This window comes from Saccharopolyspora sp. NPDC000359 (genome assembly GCF_040300525.1).
In the GTDB taxonomy this organism is placed as follows: domain Bacteria; phylum Actinomycetota; class Actinomycetes; order Mycobacteriales; family Pseudonocardiaceae; genus Saccharopolyspora.
In genome coordinates, this window is the sequence record NZ_JBEPDU010000003.1 from 127,992 (window position 1) to 142,851 (window position 14,860).

The following is a 14,860-nucleotide window of genomic DNA, read 5'->3' on the forward strand; positions in this document are numbered from 1 at the left end:
ATCCTCCGCCGAACCGGCGCCGTCCCGCACGGCCGAGCGCGAACGGGGGTCCGCCGATCGTGGGTCAGCGAGGCGCCATGCGCAGCGCGCCGTCCATCCGGATGACCTCGCCGTTCAGGTAGTCGTGCTCGACGATGCCCAGCGCCAGCTGGGCGTAGTCGTCGGGGGTGCCGAGGCGCTTCGGGAAGGGCACGCCGTCGGCCAGGCCCTTGCGGTACTCCTCGCTCACGGTGGCCAGCATCGGGGTGTCCACGATGCCGGGCGCGATGGTCATCACCCGGATCCCGGCCGAGGACAGGTCGCGCGCCGCGGGCAGCGTCAGGCTCGCCACCCCGCCCTTGGACGCCGCGTAGGCGGCCTGGCCGATCTGCCCGTCGAAGGCGGCCACGGACGCCGTGTTGATCACGACGCCGCGCTGGCCGTCCTGGTCGGCCTCGGTCTCGCGGATCGCCGCGGCCGCCAGCCGCAGCACGTTGAAGGTGCCGACCAGGTTGACCTCGATGACCTTGCGGAACAGGTCGAAGTCGTGCGGGCCCTGCCGTCCGACGATCCGCGCCGACGGCCCGATCCCCGCGCAGTTCACCACGATCCGCAGCGGGTTCCCGGCGCCCGCGGCCTGGTCCACCGCGGTCTGCACCTGCTCAGCGTCGGTGACGTCGGCGGCGGTGTAGGTGACGCCGTCGACCACTGGCGCCTTGCCCACGGCGTCCGGCAGGTCCACCGCGAACACCTGAGCCCCGCGCGCGGCGAGTGCTCTGGCGGTGGCCGCGCCAAGGCCGGAAGCCCCGCCGGTGACGATCGCCGCGGTGTCGGTGATCTGCATCTGCTCGTTCCTTTGCGTCCGGTGCTGGTACCCGGGCATGTCTAACACCTGGGAACTTCCTTGCCCAGCATCTGACGCGGAACGGGCAGGGGGCGGGGCGCAGGTCAGCGATGGCGGCGCACCTCCCGGTTCGAGGTCGCCTCCACGAGCGCGAGCAGCGCCACCAGGGGCAGCGCGACCAGCAGCGCGAGGCCGATGAACAGTGCGGCGAACCCGATGAGCTCCATGTGAAGAGCGTGGTCCGCTCACCGCTCCCGCCGCGTCGGCCACCTGTGCGGAACTCCGGTCCGTCCGAGCGAAAACATCATCACCGAACGTGATCGGAATCACGTCGAGACTCGTGAGTGGCGATGGTGGCTAGAGCGACCATCGCCACTCACGAGGCAAGCGTCAGGGGTCGTGAGTGGCGATGGTGGTTTGGGCGACCATCGCCGCTCACGAGCGGGTCACAGCGGTGGGCAGATGGAGTTGAGGACGTCCATGTCCTCCGGGGTGGGGCGCCACTGACCGGCCACCGCGTTGGCCTGGACCTGCTCCGGCGTGGTCGCGCCGCTGATCACCGAACCGACCACCGGCTGCGCGGCCAACCAGCCCACCGCGACCGACGTCATCGGGATGCCGCGCTGCTCGGCGAAGGTCCGCAGCTGCTCGATGCGCTCCCACGGCGCGTCCGCCAGCACCTGGTTGCGGCTGGCCAGCCGACTGCCCGCCGGTGGCTCCTGGTCCTTCCGGTACTTGCCGGTCAGCAGGCCGTTGGCCAGCGGGAAGTAGGGGATCAGCCCGACCCCGAACCGCTTGCAGGCCGGGATGATCTCGCGCTCGGCCTCGCGCGCCAGCAGCGAGTAGTGGTTCTGCGTGGACACCGGTCCGGTCAGCCCGGTCGAGGACGCCACCCAGGACGCGTCGGCGAGCTGCCACCCGGCCAGGTTGCAGTGCCCGACGTAGCGGACCTTGCCCTCGCGGACCAGGTCGTCGAGCACCGACAGGGTTTCCTCCAGCGGCGTCAACCGGTCCGGCCGGTGCAGCTGGTACAGGTCGATCCAGTCGGTGGCCAGCCGCCGCAGCGAGGACTCCACCGCCCGCCGCACGTAGCGGCGCGAACCGCGCGCGGTGAAGTCCGGGCCGTTGCCGCCCTGCATGTCCATGCCGAACTTGGTGGCGATGATCGCGTGCTCCCGGCGCCCGGAGAGCGCCTGCCCGAGCAGCTCCTCGCTGCGCCCGCGCGGCGAGCCGTACACGTCGGCCACGTCGAAGAAGGTGATGCCGGCGTCGAGCGCGGTGTCGACCACCGCCCGCGCGCCGGAGAGGGACTCGGTCGCCGTTCCGGGGCGGCCCAGGTTGTTGCAACCGAGGCCGACCGCGCTGACCACCAGACCGGATTCGCCGAGGCGTCGCTGTTCCACGCAGGCGACCATAAACGGCTGGTCACCTGCGCGTCACGCTGGACGTACGGCGCGTGAACGTTTGCCCAAGCGGGTTCCACTCGTCGAGCGATGTGCCACGATGCCCGGTGGGGGGAGCGGCCGTGCGGCCGTGCGCGCGAAGGGGTGTGGGGACTGGTGTTCGCCCGTCGGATCGTCGTCGTCGGAACCGGGTACGTGGGGTTGACGACTGGTGCGTGCTTGGCATCGCTGGGCCACCGGGTGGTGTGCAGCGATGTCGACGCCGAGAAGGTCGAGCAGTTGTCCCGCGGTGAGGTTCGGATCCACGAGCCCGGGTTGGCCGAGCTGGTGCAGGAGGGCATCGCGGCGGGGCGGCTGGAGTTCGTGCTGGGCTCGGCGGGTGCGGTGGCCGACGCCGAGGTGGTGTTCCTGTGCGTGCCGACGCCCATGGGCTCCGGCGGCGGGGCGGACCTGGCGGTCGTGGAGTCGGTGGCCCGCGAGGTGCGGGAGGTGCTGCCCGCGGGCTGCGTGCTGGTGACGAAGTCGACGGTGCCGGTGGGCACCTCGGCGCGGCTGCGCGAGCTGGTCGCCCGATCCGATGTCGCCGTGGTGAGCAACCCGGAGTTCCTCCGCGAGGGGTCGGCGGTGCACGACTTTCTGAACCCGGACCGGATCGTGGTCGGCTCGGACACCCAGGACGCGGCCGAGCGGGTGGCCGCGCTGTACGCGCGGCTCGGCGCGCCGACGGTGCTCACCGACGCGGCCAGCGCGGAGATGGTGAAGTACGCGGCGAACTGCTTCCTGGCGACCAAGCTTTCCTACGTGAACGCGATCGCCGAGATGTGCGAGCGGTTGGGCGCCGACATCACCGACGTGACCGAGGGGATGGGCTACGACCGCCGCATCGGCCAGGCGTTCCTGCAGCCCGGGCCGGGGTGGGGCGGTTCCTGCCTGCCGAAGGACACCGCGGCGCTGCTGCAGGTCGCGGAGGCCGTGGAGTTCGACTTCCCGCTGCTGCAGGCGACCATCTCGTCCAACGCGCGGCAGCGCGAGCGGATGGTCGCCAAGGTCGTCGAGGCCTGCGGCGGGTCGCTGACCGGCGTCCGGGTCGGGTTGCTGGGCCTGACGTTCAAGGCGGGCACCGACGACCTGCGCGACTCGCCCGCGCTGGAGGTGGCGCGGCTGCTGGCCGGGCGGGGCGCGGAGCTGGTGGCCTACGACCCGGGCCTGCGCGGTGACGAGCCGGAGCTGCCGCCGGAGGTGGCGCTGGCGGCCGACCCGTACCAGGCGGCGAAGGGCGCGGCGGCGCTGGTGCTGCTGACCGAGTGGCAGGAGTTCCGGACCCTGGACTGGACCCGGGTGGCCCACGAGCTCGACGGCCCGGTGGTCGTCGACACCCGCAACCACCTCGACCCGGACGTGCTGCGCCGCGCGGGGTTGAGCTGGCGCGGTGTCGGCCGCACCCCGGTCGGTTGAACGGCGGGTCGCAGCCGTGATTGTTACTTCGGCTATCGATCGAACGGGTGATGTGACCTTAAGGTAGTTGACGTGTTCACTACTCGCCCGGAACTCGCCGGTACGCACGGGATGGTCGCCTCAACGCACTGGCTCGCCTCCGCCGCGGGCATGGCGGTGCTGGAGGACGACGGCAACGCCTTCGACGCCGCGGTCGCGGCCGGGTTCGTGCTGCAGGTCGTCGAACCGCACCTCAACGGCCCCGGTGGGGAGGTGCCCGCGCTGTTCGCCACCGCCGACGACCCGCGCCCGCGCGCCCTCGCGGGCCAAGGCCCGGCGCCCGCTGCGGCGACCATCGAGCACTACCGCGACGAGCTCGGCCTGGACCTGGTGCCCGGCACGGGGCTGCTGGCCACCACCGTGCCCGGTGCGTGGGACGGCTGGCTCCTGCTGCTGCGCGACCACGGCACCAAACCGCTGCGCGAGGTGCTGAAGTACGCCATCGGCTACGCCCGCGGCGGCTACCCGATCGTGGAGCGGATCAGCACCACGATCGACACCGTGCGGGAGATGTTCCAGGAGCACTGGCCCACCTCGGCGAAGCAGTGGCTGGTCGACGGTGCCGCCCCGGCGCCCGGCAGCGTGCTCCGGAACCCGGCGCTGGCCGACACCTGGGAGCGGCTGCTGGGCGAGGCCGAAGCCGCCGGGTCCGACCGCGAGGCGCAGATCGACGCCGCCCGTCGCGCCTGGTCGCAGGGCTTCGTCGCGGAAGCGGTGGAGAAGTTCGCGCGGATCCCGCACCGGGACAACTCCGGGCGCGACCACGCCGGGGTGATCACCGCCCAGGACATGGCCGAGTTCGAAGCCGGTTACGAGACGCCGCTGACCATCGACCTGCCCGGCGACTGGACGCTGGCGAAGTTCGGCATCTGGTCGCAGGGCCCGGCGCTGGCGCAGCAGCTGCGCCTGCTGGAGGGAGCGGCCGACCGGATCAACTACGTCGACGGGATCGCCGACGCCGACACCGTGCACCTCTCCGTCGAGGCGGCCAAGCTCGCCTTCGCCGACCGCGAGGCCTGGTACGGCGACTCGGCCGACCCCGGCGTGCTCACCGACCTGGTGTCCCGCGAGTACGCCGCGCAGCGCCGCGAGCTGATCGGCGACCGGGCGTCGCTGGAGCTGCGCCCCGGCTCGCCGGGCGGGCGGCAGGTGGCGCTGGCCGCGCACGTCGCGGAGGGGCGCGGCGTGGACGGCGCGAAGGACCCGAGCGGCGTCGGCATCGGCGAGCCCACGGTGTCGCCGACCGGGGAGAGCCGCGGCGACACCGTGCACATCGACGTGGCGGACCGCTGGGGGAACATGGTCTCGGCGACCCCGTCCGGCGGTTGGCTGCAGTCCTCGCCGCTTATCCCGGAGCTCGGCTTTGCCCTGGGCAGCCGGGCGCAGATGTTCTGGCTGGACGAGGGCCTGCCGAACTCGCTGGCCCCGGGCAAGCGGCCCCGCATCACGCTGAGCCCGTCGCTGGCGCTGCGCGGCGGGGTGCCGACCCTGGCGTTCGGCACGCCGGGCGGCGACCAGCAGGACCAGTGGCAGCTGTGCTTCTGGCTGGCGCACGTGCACGGCGGGCTGAACCTGCAGGAGGCGATCGACTCCCCGGCCTGGCACACCGGCGCCTTCCCGGGGTCGTTCTACCCGCGGGCCTGGGAACCGGGCCGACTGGTGGTGGAATCCCGCCTCGGCGCAGAGACCCTGGCGGAGCTCGGACGCCGTGGTCACGACGTCCTCGACGCGGGCCCCTGGGCCCTCGGCCGCCTCTCCGCGGTCTCCCGCGACCCGGAAACCGGCCTCCTCCGAGCAGCGGCCAACGCCCGAGGAGCCCAGGGCTACGCAGCAGGCCGCTGACCCGCGATCCCGGGGAACTCGCAGCTCGTAGCGGCCTCGTGTCCCCGACACGCCGACGACGTGTCGGGGACCGCCGCAACGTCGGGGGAAGTCGAATGCCAACTTCCCCCGAAGTCCCTGCCGCCGAGGTGTGTCGGACCCGCGACGTTCGACACCTGACACCTGACGCGCCGACGGTGTGTCGGGAGGGTCGTCATTCGAGGTGATCTCACCGGCCCCGCACAGGCGAGTCGCCGGGTGATTCACAGTTTCAACTGAAACTGTAACCCCAGGTGAGTGCCGAAACCGCTTCCACCAGCATCCCAGCGCCGATCTCGGGCGTTGAGGAAGGGCGCCTTCGCCGACCGAGCCGGTGAAAGGTGACCTTCACTTCGGGCGCGCAGGAGTGGTGACGCGCCGTCGGAGGGGCGAGAGATGGTTACAGTTTCAACTGAAACTGTAACCACCGGTGTGTCGGGCACACGACATGCCGGTGATGCGTCGGGACGCCTTCACCGAGATCAGCTCGTTGGAGTTGCTGCCTCCTCCAGGTTCGGCCGTCCGGTCTGGATGTCGTGCACTCCGTGGTCCTGCCATGGACACCCGACACCCGGCGGTGCCGGGACGGTTCGTGATTCCAAGTGGACTCGCGCGGCCTGTCGGTGTGTCGTTGAGCCGGGGTGCGGGGTGTCCCCGGGTGTCCTCTGTGGAGGGTTAGGCGGCTCGCAGCGTTCGGCCGAGGAGGAGCATCCGGAGGGTTCGGGCCGTGGCATCGGCGATGAGGTCCGGGGCGCGGGTGATCGCGTCGGCGAGGTCGACCGGGCCGGTCAGGATTCCGGTGATCGCGTCGATGCCGTGGTCGTAGCTGGTGTCCGCGCCGGGGCCGATGGTGCCGCACAGGGCGACCACCGGGCGGCTGTGCAGCTTGGCCCGCCGGGCCACCTCGGTCGGGATCTTGCCCAGCGCGGTGGACGCGTCGATCGCCCCTTCCGCGGTGATCACCAGGTCCGCGTCCCGCAGCCGCCGGTCCAGGTCGGCGCTCTCCAGGAACACGTCGAACCGGGACTGCAGCTGCGCGCCGAGCACCCCGGCCAGCCCCGCCGCCAGCCCACCTGAAGCACCGGCCCCGGGCAGCGCGGCGCAGCGGATCCCGCTGTGCTTGCGCAGCAGGTCGGCCCAGATCTGCATGGCGGCGGCCAGCCGCTCGACCTGCTCCGGAGAGGCCCCCTTCTGCGGCCCGTAGCGGCGGGCGACGCCGTTCGGCCCGCACAGCACGTTCTCCGGGTTCACCGCGACCACGATGTCCACGTCGGACAGCCGCGGGTCCAGGTCGCGGACGTCGACGCGGCGGGCGCGCAGCAGTTCCGCGCCACCTCCGCCGATCTCCGCGCCGTCGGCGTCGAGCACCCGCGCGCCCAGGGCTCGCAGCGCCCCCGCGCCGCCGTCGGAGGTGCCGGAGTCCCCGCAGCCGATGACGATCTTCGAAACCCCGGCGTCGAGCGCGGCGGCGATCAGCTCACCGACCCCGCGACTGGTGGTCGCGCCGGGGTCGCGCCGGTCCGGCGGCACCAGCGAGAGCCCGGCCACGGCGGCCATCTCCACGAACGCGGTGCGCTCGTCGAGCAGCGCGTAGTGCGCCGCCACCGGTTCGCCGACCGGGCCGGTGGCGGTGACCGGCACCAGCTCACCGCCGGTGGACCGGGCCAGCAGCCGGGCGGAGCCCTCACCGCCGTCGATCAGGGGGGCGGTGTCGACGATCGCGCCCGGCACGATCCGGCGGATCCCGGTCTGGATCGCCGCGGCGACCCCGTCGGCGTCCAGGCACTCCTTGAAGCCGCTGGGGGCGACGACGAAGCGCAGCATGGCAATCTCCTCCACTGTGGATGTTCAGGTCAGCGGCAGGCCGAGCAGCGGCCAGCCGTGGAGCGTGAAGAGCACGACGAGCGCGGCGATCGCGGGACCGAGGAACGCGGACAGCTTGAGCAGGTCGCGCGGCTCGTAGGTGGACACCTGCTCGAGCCGGGCGAACATGGCCACGGGCTTGGCCGAGGACGGCATGGTGTGGCAGAAGCCCGCGGCGGTGGTCGAGGCGAAGGCCAGCGCCACCGGGTTCATCCCGACGGCGACCGCGGCGGGCACGACCAGCGGGATGAGCACCGACGACCGCGCGGAGCGGGACTGCACCACCAGGTGCGCGGCGGTGCTGAGCACGACGACGGTGATGAGCAGCGTCATCGGGCTGCCCGTGTCGAGGACCAGCGACGCCAGCCACTCGGCGGCGCCGGAGGAGGTCAGCGCCGTGCCGAGCGCGGCGGTGGCGGCCATGAACAGCAGCAGTGACCAGGGGATCTCGCCGATGGCCTTGCCTATCCGCACGGTGCCCAGGCGCGGCGAAGTGATCAGCAGCGCTCCGCCCAGGGCGACCAGTGCCGGGGGCAGGCCGTGCAGGGACTCGGTGCTCCACAGGACCACCACCGCGCCCAGCAGCGTCACCGCCCGGACCTCCGCGCGCTGCATCCGCACCGGAACGGACAGGCGGGCCCGCAGGTCGGCGGTGTCGATGTGCAGCGCGGCACTGCGGTCGGAGTGCTTGGTGAACAGCAGCAGCACCAGCTCGGCGGCCAGGTGCGAGCTGATCGCGGCGAACGGAAGGCCCCACAGCAGCCACTGGCCGAAGTCGATGCCCTCGTCGACGGTGGCGTCCAGGATCTGGCTGGTGATCAGGTGCGCGCCCGCGCCGACCAGAGTCGCGACCGCCGAGAGCAGCACGATCGTCGGGAACAGCACGGCCAGCGCGCGCACCAGCCTCCGCCGCGCCGCGAACACCTCGGCCAGCGCGGTGAAGATGGGCAGCACCAGCGCAGCCCGGCCGCTCGTGCTCGGCACCAGCAGCGCGGTGACCAGCAGGCCGAGCGTGATCAGGTGGATCGCGCCGCGGGCGGACCGGGCCCGGCCGACGAGCGCGACGGCCAGCCGGGCGGGCAGTCCGGTCCGGTTGATCCCGGCCGCCAGCACGAACGCGGCCACCAGCAGCCAGACCTGGTCGTCCCCGAGCGCCTCGAACAGCTCCTCGGCGTCCAGCGCGCCCAGGACGACGAGCGCGGCGGCTGCGGTCAGCGCGACGAAGGTGTCGTCGAGGCGGCTGCTCATCCACCCGACCACCGCGGCGGCGAAGACCAGCAGGGTGGTCAGCCCGGTCCGGTCCAGCTCGCCCGGCCCGGAGGTCTCCGGGGCGGTGAACACGGCCGCCACCGCGAACAGGAGGAGCGCGCCCGCGGTGAGCGCGATGGCCCAGTTCCGCTCGCTCGGCGGCTCGGCGGACGTGCGGGAGGTGCGCATCGGCTTCGTGGCGTAGTCGATGCGCACGCGCTGCGTGTCCTGGTCGCCGTTCATGGTTACCACGATCGGGTGGATCGCTGAGGTGTGCGTGAACAGATCATGACGGGGCCTTCATGTTCGCCGCACGGGTTTTCCACACCCCTGTGGACAACTTTGTCCACAGGGTTTTGACCAGCGAAAACGGTCTCCCTCGGGGCGCTGTGGCGGACTAGTTATCCACAGCTGTGCACAGGTCTCAGCGACGGGTGCTGACCAGCACCAACCCGACTCCGATGAGCGCCATCCCGCACCAAGCGCCCACACCCAGCCGCTCACCGACGACGAGCACGCCGAGCACTGCGGCGATCACCGGTTCGAGCAAGCTCAGCGTCGTCGCCACGCTGGTGGACGTGTGCCGCAACCCAGCGCCGAAGAGCACGTACGCCAACCCCATCGGGATCACCGCCAGGTAGCCCGCGACGAGCAACCCGGACGGCGAGCTGAGCAGCGGCCCGCCGGTGAACGCGAGCACAACGAGCAGGACCAGCGCACCGGCGCCGAACATCGCGCCCATCACCGCGCGCGAGCCGAAACCGCGGCGCATCACCCGGGACGCCGACCACGAGTACACGACATACCCGGCACCGCCGAGCAAACCGAGCAGCGCGCCGAGCACGGTGCTGGTGCTGGCGCTCCAGCCACCCCCGGTGATCAGCAGCAACCCGAGCACGGCCAACGCGGCGGACACCGCCCACCGGCCGTCCAGCCGGACGCCGTCCACCACCCGCTCCAGGACCGCGGCGAACACCGGCGCCGAGCCGAGCGTGACGACGGTGCCGACCGCGACCCCGGCCAGCGCCATCGACGAGTAGAACGCCAGCGGGTAGACGACCACCGCCAACGCGCCCAGGAGCAGCAGGCCGAGCTTCCCGGAGCGGAGGACAGCGAACGCGGACCGGCCCGCGATCGCGAGCAGCAGCAGGCCGCCGAAGCCCATCGTGGCGGCGCCGATCGACAGCGGGCTGGCACCAGCTGGGGCGAAGCTGGCCGCGGTACCGGTGGTGCCCCAAAGCGCCGAGGCGAGCAGCACCAGCAGGGGACCGGGCAGGAACGGGGTGCGGACGCGCGCGGGCGCGTCGAGGAGGTTGTGGGACACGGTGAACTCTTCCGTTCGAGGACCGACTGGACACGTCGAACGGGGGCGCGTGCGTGCAGCGGGTTTCCGGGCGCCGGTTTCAGGCAAGACCGACGGGGGACTGCACAGCAGGGTGAGGTGACGGCCGGTTCAGCCGTCCGGAGCGCCGCCCGTCAGCGGGACGGCGGCGGGGTGACGCGACGCCAGTACGAGTTCACGGGGAACACCCTAGTGGGCCGACCGGGCGCGCGGAACGTGCTCCGCGCCGCACCGCCCGGCGCCACCCGCCCTGGACGTTCCGCGGAGGTCTGCGATGGCGATCCTGCACACCGACATCCCGACGCGTTCCCAGGTCGATGCGCTGCTGACCGCGCGCAACCCGCACAGCGCGTCGCTGTACCTGCCCACCGACCCGGCGTCCAACGGCGACGCCGAGCGCGTCGAGCTCAAGAACCTGACCGGGGAGGCGCTGGAGCAGCTCCGCGCGGCCGGTGCGGACAAGGACCAGGTCGGCGAGCTCGCCGACCAGCTCGCGGACCTCGCCGACGACGAGGCGTTCTTCCGCTACCAGGCGCGCAGCCTCGCGGTGTTCGCCACGCCGACGTCGATCACCACCTTCCGGCTGCCCACCCACCTGCGTGCCGGGGTCGAGGTCTCCGACCGGTTCCACGTCAAGCCGCTGCTGCGCTCGATCAGCTTCCCGAGCACCGCGCTGGTGCTGGCGCTGGCGCAGCACTCGGTGCGGCTGCTGGAAGTCCTGCCGGAACTGGACCCGGTGGCCGTCGAGGTGTCCGGGATGCCCGAGGACGTCGACAGCGCGGTCGGGCGGGCGCAACCGTCCGACCGCTCGCCGGTCCGCCGGTTGCAGGCCGACGAGGGCAAGAAGGTGCGGATCCGCCAGTTCGCCCGGCAGGTCGACCGCGCGCTGCGGCCGGTCCTGCGCGGCGACGTGCCGCTGATCCTGGCCGCCACCGAACCGCTGCAGAGCATCTTCCGCTCGGTCAGCAGCGCCCCCGAGCTGGCCCCGGTCGGGTTGACCGGCAACCCGGAGGAGAGCACCGACCGGGAGCTCGCCTCGGCGGCCCGCAGCGTCCTGGACGACCTGCACGCGGACCGGCTGCGCGCGCTGCACGAGCTGTTCGACCAGCGCACCGGGCAGGGGCGGGCGGTAAGCGACGTCGCTGCCGTGGCCCGCTACGCGACGATGGGCGCGGTGGACACGGTGTTCGTGGACATCGACGACACGACGACTGGCGTCATCGACGAGGCCGGATCGGTGGAGTTCGAGCCGGCCGGTGCCGCCAGCTACGGGGTGCAGGACGAGATCGCCCGCCGCGTCTGGCTCACCGGCGGCGACGTCCTGGCGGTCCGCCGCGACGACATCCCGGCGGGCGCGGACATCGCCGCCATCCTCCGCTACGCCCCCTGACCTGCGCGGTCAGAAGGTCACGTGCAGGGTGTAGCCGTAGTGGTAGCAGTTGCCGTCCGAGCTCGTCGCGGCGCACCCGACGGGCAGGAGTTCGCCCGTCAGCGGCGGGATCTCCACCGCCCGCCAGTCGCTCGGCCCGGATCCGGCGTGCACCGGGTCGAGGTCGATCCGGTCTCCGGCCTTCCCGGAGACCACCGGCAGCAGGGTGAAGCCCTGCTGGCCGTCCACCCGCCGGAACCAGTGCTCGCAGGCCCAGCGCAGCTCGTCGAGGTCGGTGACCACGAGTTCCTCGTAGTACCCGGCCGAACCGGACACCGAATCGAGCTCCACGAGGTAGTAGCTGTACTCGTCCGGCGGCGCGTCCTGCTCCTCGGCATCGATCACCTCCCGCAGCACGGCGAGGCCGACGCGGGCTCCCGGATCGTCCGGGTCGGCCGCCAGGACCCGGCCGTACAGCTCCGCCGCCTCCCGCTGCCTGCGGCCGACGGCCGCGTTGAGGTCGCCGTCCCCGTCCAGATCGGCCTCCGCCTGCTGGATGAGGTCGATCTGCTGGGTGAGGCGTGCGGCGAGCAGGTTGGCCGCGATGCGATCGTCCTGGTCGGCGGCCAGGGCGGCTCGCAACCAGCGCTCGCCGGGGAAGTGGTCGTCCTCTTCGGCACCCACGGGCCGGATGCAGAGCAACCGGCCGAGTTCCCGCGCGGCGCCGGGGACACCGGCCTCGGCGTCGGACCGGAGTTCGTCGATCTGCACGGGGCCGGATCGTACGGCGGCGGTGGCACGGGGCGGCTGGATTCCGCGCGATCGACCGGCCGGGACCCGTCAGGTGCCGAGGCGGTAGCCCATGCCGCGGACCGTGGTGATGCGCTCCGCGCCGATCTTGCGCCGCAGCGCCCGCACGTAGACGTCGACCACGTTGGAGCCCGGGTCGAAGTCGTAGCCCCACACGTGGGAGAGGATCTGCTCGCGGCTGAGCACCTGGCCCGAGTGCCGCAGGAACAGCTCCAGCATCGCGAACTCCCGCGCCGTCAGGTCCACCGTGCCGTTCGGGACCTGGGCGCGGCGGGTGCGCAGGTCGAGCGACAGCTCGCCGTCGCGCAGCACCGTCACCTCCGGCACCCGGTCCACCGGGCGCAGCCGCAGCCGCACCCGGGCCAGCAGTTCCTCGAACCGGAACGGCTTGGTCATGTAGTCGTCCGCGCCGCCCTCCAGCCCGGCCACCGTGTCGTGCACGCCGTCCCGCGCGGTCAGGATGATCACCGGCACCGTCACGTGCTGGGCGCGCACCGCGCGCAGCACCGAGAACCCGTCCTTGCCGGGCAGCCCCAGGTCCAGCACCACCAGGTCGAAGTCACCGGTGAGCAGGTAGTCCTGGGCGGTGTCGCCGTCACCGACGACGGTGGTGGTGAAGCCGTTGGCGCGCAGTCCCTTCTCGATGAACGCCGCGATCCGCGCCTCGTCCTCCGCGATCAGGATCTTCACCGGGCCGCCTCTCCGGGATGTTCAGTCCCGCCGCTCCGCGATTCGCAGTGGTGGTTTCGTTCGGGGTGCAATCTCGCGTTCCGCGGGTTCTCGTGGCTGGGTTGCGTCACGGGCCCCTGAGGTGCGGTCGCGGGGCTGGTCCTCGGGTTGCTCGGCCTCGCGGGGTCCATCGTCGGCGTGCGGACCTTCGAGCTGCTCGACTTGGCAGCCCTGGGCCTCGGGGTGCTCATGCTGGGGGCTCCTCGGTGGGGATGTGCGGGGGGTGGGCGGGCAGTTCGAGGCGGAAGGTCGCGCCGTGGCCGGGCTCCGAGAGCACGCGGACCCGGCCGTGGTGGGCGTCCGCGATGGCCTTGACGATCGCCAGGCCGAGCCCGGCGCCGCCCTTGCCCTTGCTGGTGCCGTGGGTGAACCGGTCGAAGATCTTCTCCACCTCGGCCGGGTCGATGCCGGGCCCGCGGTCGGCCACCCACAGCGAGACGGTGCCGCCCTCCAGCGACGACCCGATGCGGATCTCCGAACCGGGCTCGGTGTGCTGCACCGCGTTCTGCGCCAGCTGCACCATCGCCTGGGTGACGCGCTGCTCGTCGACCACCACGTCGCCCTCACCGATGTCGGCGAGCACCCAGCGGCGGTCCGCCAGCGACCGGACCTTCGCCTCGATGTCGCTGGTCAGCTCGGCCAGCGGCACCGGGGCCGGGCTGACGAAGTCCGGCCGGTCGGCCTTGGCCAGCATCAGCAGGTCGTTGACGATGCGGGTCATCCGGTCCAGCTCGTCGGTGCACAGCCGCACCACCTCCTCGCGCTCGGCGGGGTCGTCGCCGAGCAGTTCGAGGTTGCCGCGCACGATGGTGATCGGGGTGCGCAGCTCGTGACCGGCGTCGTCGACGAACTGGCGCTGGATGCGGAAGGCGTCCTCCAACCGGTCGAGCATCGCGTTGAACTGGTCGGCCAGCGCCGCGATGTCGTCCCGGCCCTCGACCGGGATCCGCCTGGTCAGGTCGTGCTCGGTGATCTCGGCGGCGGTCTGCCGGACGGCCCGCACCGGCGCCAGGATCAGCCCGGCGACCACCCACGAGGACAGCGCCGCGATCACCACGCCGACCCCGCTGACCAGCAGCAGCAGTTGCACGGTGCGGTCCGCGTCGGCCATCGCCCCGTCCGCGTAGCGCTGGACGAGGAACCACGCCGGGTCACCCTGCGTGGACTCGGCCCGCACCTTCACCCAGTGCATCTGCCCGAGCGGGGTGGTCGCCACGCCGAAGTTGCTCGGGTCGTCGACGATGCGCTGCACCATCGCCGGGTCCTCGGCGAACCGCTCGATCTCGTCGTCCTGCTCCTGGGCCAGCGTGCGCAGGCCGGTCGGCGCCTGCCACACCCCGATCAGTGCCTCGTCGCGGTCCGGGTACTGGCGGCGCAGGTAGGAGTCGAACAACGCGTCCGGGGCGCTGATCAGCTGCCCGGTGCTCGGGTCGCGGCCGGTCGCGGCGAACGTGGTGAACTCGTGTGCCTCCTGCTCCAGCGACGCCGTGATCTGGTCGTTGACGTCGTTGTGCAGGAACGAGCGGACCAGCAGCACCACGGCCAGCAGGACCACGACCAGCACCAGCAGCAGCCAGCCCATGATCTGCGCGCGGGCCGGTATCCGGGTGCCGCGGCGGACGGGGAGCTTGGGCAACGACCGGGTCGGGGCGGGCTCAGTCGTCATCGTCGTCGTCATCATCGTCGTCGTCCGGCGCGGGCGGCGGGATCTCCGTCGCCGGTGCGGACGGCGCCGTGGTGGTGGGGTCGGGTCCGGGTGAGCTGCCGATCTGCACGGTGGCGGGGACGTGGGGAGCGCGTGGTCCGTCGGTGAGCGCGAAGCTCACCAGCACCGCGGCGATGGGCAACGCCATCGCCGCGAGCAGCAGGACCACCTTGGGGACCGACCTCATGCCGTCCACTCTGACCCCCCGACCGGG

At 72.4% G+C, this 14,860-nt stretch carries 13 protein-coding genes; 3 read left to right on the forward strand and 10 right to left on the reverse strand.

The features are described from left to right. Nucleotides 1–64: 64 nt before the first annotated feature. The 3 genes from ABT324_RS03690 to ABT324_RS03700 all read right to left on the reverse strand — a co-directional run bounded on the left by ABT324_RS03690 (nucleotide 65) and on the right by ABT324_RS03700 (nucleotide 2,226). A complete protein-coding gene (locus ABT324_RS03690; RefSeq protein ID WP_351171274.1) occupies nucleotides 65–823 on the reverse strand; it encodes an SDR family NAD(P)-dependent oxidoreductase in 759 nt (252 codons plus the stop codon). Nucleotides 824–927: 104 nt separating this feature from the next. Continuing rightward, nucleotides 928–1,050 carry a hypothetical protein gene (locus ABT324_RS03695; RefSeq protein ID WP_351171041.1) on the reverse strand — a complete coding sequence of 41 codons (123 nt, stop codon included), beginning with the start codon at nucleotides 1,048–1,050 and terminating at the stop codon, nucleotides 928–930. Nucleotides 1,051–1,269: 219 nt separating this feature from the next. Next, nucleotides 1,270–2,226, reverse strand: a complete 957-nt coding sequence (locus ABT324_RS03700; RefSeq protein WP_351171044.1) for an aldo/keto reductase — start codon at nucleotides 2,224–2,226, stop codon at nucleotides 1,270–1,272. Between the two features lie 156 nt (nucleotides 2,227–2,382). Between ABT324_RS03700 and ABT324_RS03705 the strand changes: the two genes are divergently transcribed. Together ABT324_RS03705 and ABT324_RS03710 are read left to right on the forward strand one after the other, a co-directional pair. Further along, on the forward strand, nucleotides 2,383–3,681 hold the full coding sequence (locus ABT324_RS03705) for a UDP-glucose dehydrogenase family protein (RefSeq protein ID WP_351171047.1): 1,299 nt from the start codon (nucleotides 2,383–2,385) through the stop codon (nucleotides 3,679–3,681). A 72-nt stretch (nucleotides 3,682–3,753) separates the two neighbouring features. Continuing rightward, nucleotides 3,754–5,562 carry a gamma-glutamyltransferase family protein gene (locus ABT324_RS03710; protein ID WP_351171050.1) on the forward strand — a complete coding sequence of 603 codons (1,809 nt, stop codon included), beginning with the start codon at nucleotides 3,754–3,756 and terminating at the stop codon, nucleotides 5,560–5,562. A 693-nt stretch (nucleotides 5,563–6,255) separates the two neighbouring features. Here the strand turns inward: ABT324_RS03710 and ABT324_RS03715 are convergent. From ABT324_RS03715 to ABT324_RS03725, 3 genes are all read right to left on the reverse strand, one after another. Continuing rightward, a complete protein-coding gene (locus ABT324_RS03715) occupies nucleotides 6,256–7,404 on the reverse strand; it encodes a glycerate kinase family protein (RefSeq protein ID WP_351171053.1) in 1,149 nt (382 codons plus the stop codon). A 24-nt stretch (nucleotides 7,405–7,428) separates the two neighbouring features. Further along, a complete protein-coding gene (locus ABT324_RS03720) occupies nucleotides 7,429–8,934 on the reverse strand; it encodes an SLC13 family permease (RefSeq protein ID WP_351171056.1) in 1,506 nt (501 codons plus the stop codon). A gap of 181 nt (nucleotides 8,935–9,115) precedes the next feature. After that, nucleotides 9,116–10,015, reverse strand: coding sequence for a DMT family transporter (locus ABT324_RS03725; protein ID WP_351171059.1), 900 nt, complete (start codon nucleotides 10,013–10,015; stop codon nucleotides 9,116–9,118). A 292-nt stretch (nucleotides 10,016–10,307) separates the two neighbouring features. Between ABT324_RS03725 and ABT324_RS03730 the strand changes: the two genes are divergently transcribed. After that, nucleotides 10,308–11,423 carry a baeRF11 domain-containing protein gene (locus ABT324_RS03730; protein ID WP_351171062.1) on the forward strand — a complete coding sequence of 372 codons (1,116 nt, stop codon included), beginning with the start codon at nucleotides 10,308–10,310 and terminating at the stop codon, nucleotides 11,421–11,423. A gap of 9 nt (nucleotides 11,424–11,432) precedes the next feature. Here the strand turns inward: ABT324_RS03730 and ABT324_RS03735 are convergent, their stop codons facing one another. The 4 genes from ABT324_RS03735 to ABT324_RS03750 all read right to left on the reverse strand — a co-directional run bounded on the left by ABT324_RS03735 (nucleotide 11,433) and on the right by ABT324_RS03750 (nucleotide 14,833). Continuing rightward, a complete protein-coding gene (locus tag ABT324_RS03735) occupies nucleotides 11,433–12,173 on the reverse strand; it encodes a hypothetical protein (RefSeq protein ID WP_351171065.1) in 741 nt (246 codons plus the stop codon). Between the two features lie 69 nt (nucleotides 12,174–12,242). Beyond that, entirely contained in the window at nucleotides 12,243–12,902 is a 660-nt protein-coding gene (locus tag ABT324_RS03740) for a response regulator transcription factor (RefSeq protein ID WP_351171068.1), read from the reverse strand. Between the two features lie 226 nt (nucleotides 12,903–13,128). After that, complete coding sequence (locus tag ABT324_RS03745) at nucleotides 13,129–14,607, reverse strand: sensor histidine kinase (protein ID WP_351171070.1); 1,479 nt, start codon at nucleotides 14,605–14,607, stop codon at nucleotides 13,129–13,131. Then, nucleotides 14,597–14,833, reverse strand: a complete 237-nt coding sequence (locus ABT324_RS03750; protein ID WP_351171073.1) for a hypothetical protein — start codon at nucleotides 14,831–14,833, stop codon at nucleotides 14,597–14,599. The genes ABT324_RS03745 and ABT324_RS03750 overlap by 11 nt, the downstream gene beginning before the upstream one ends. Between the last annotated feature and the right edge of the window lie 27 nt (nucleotides 14,834–14,860).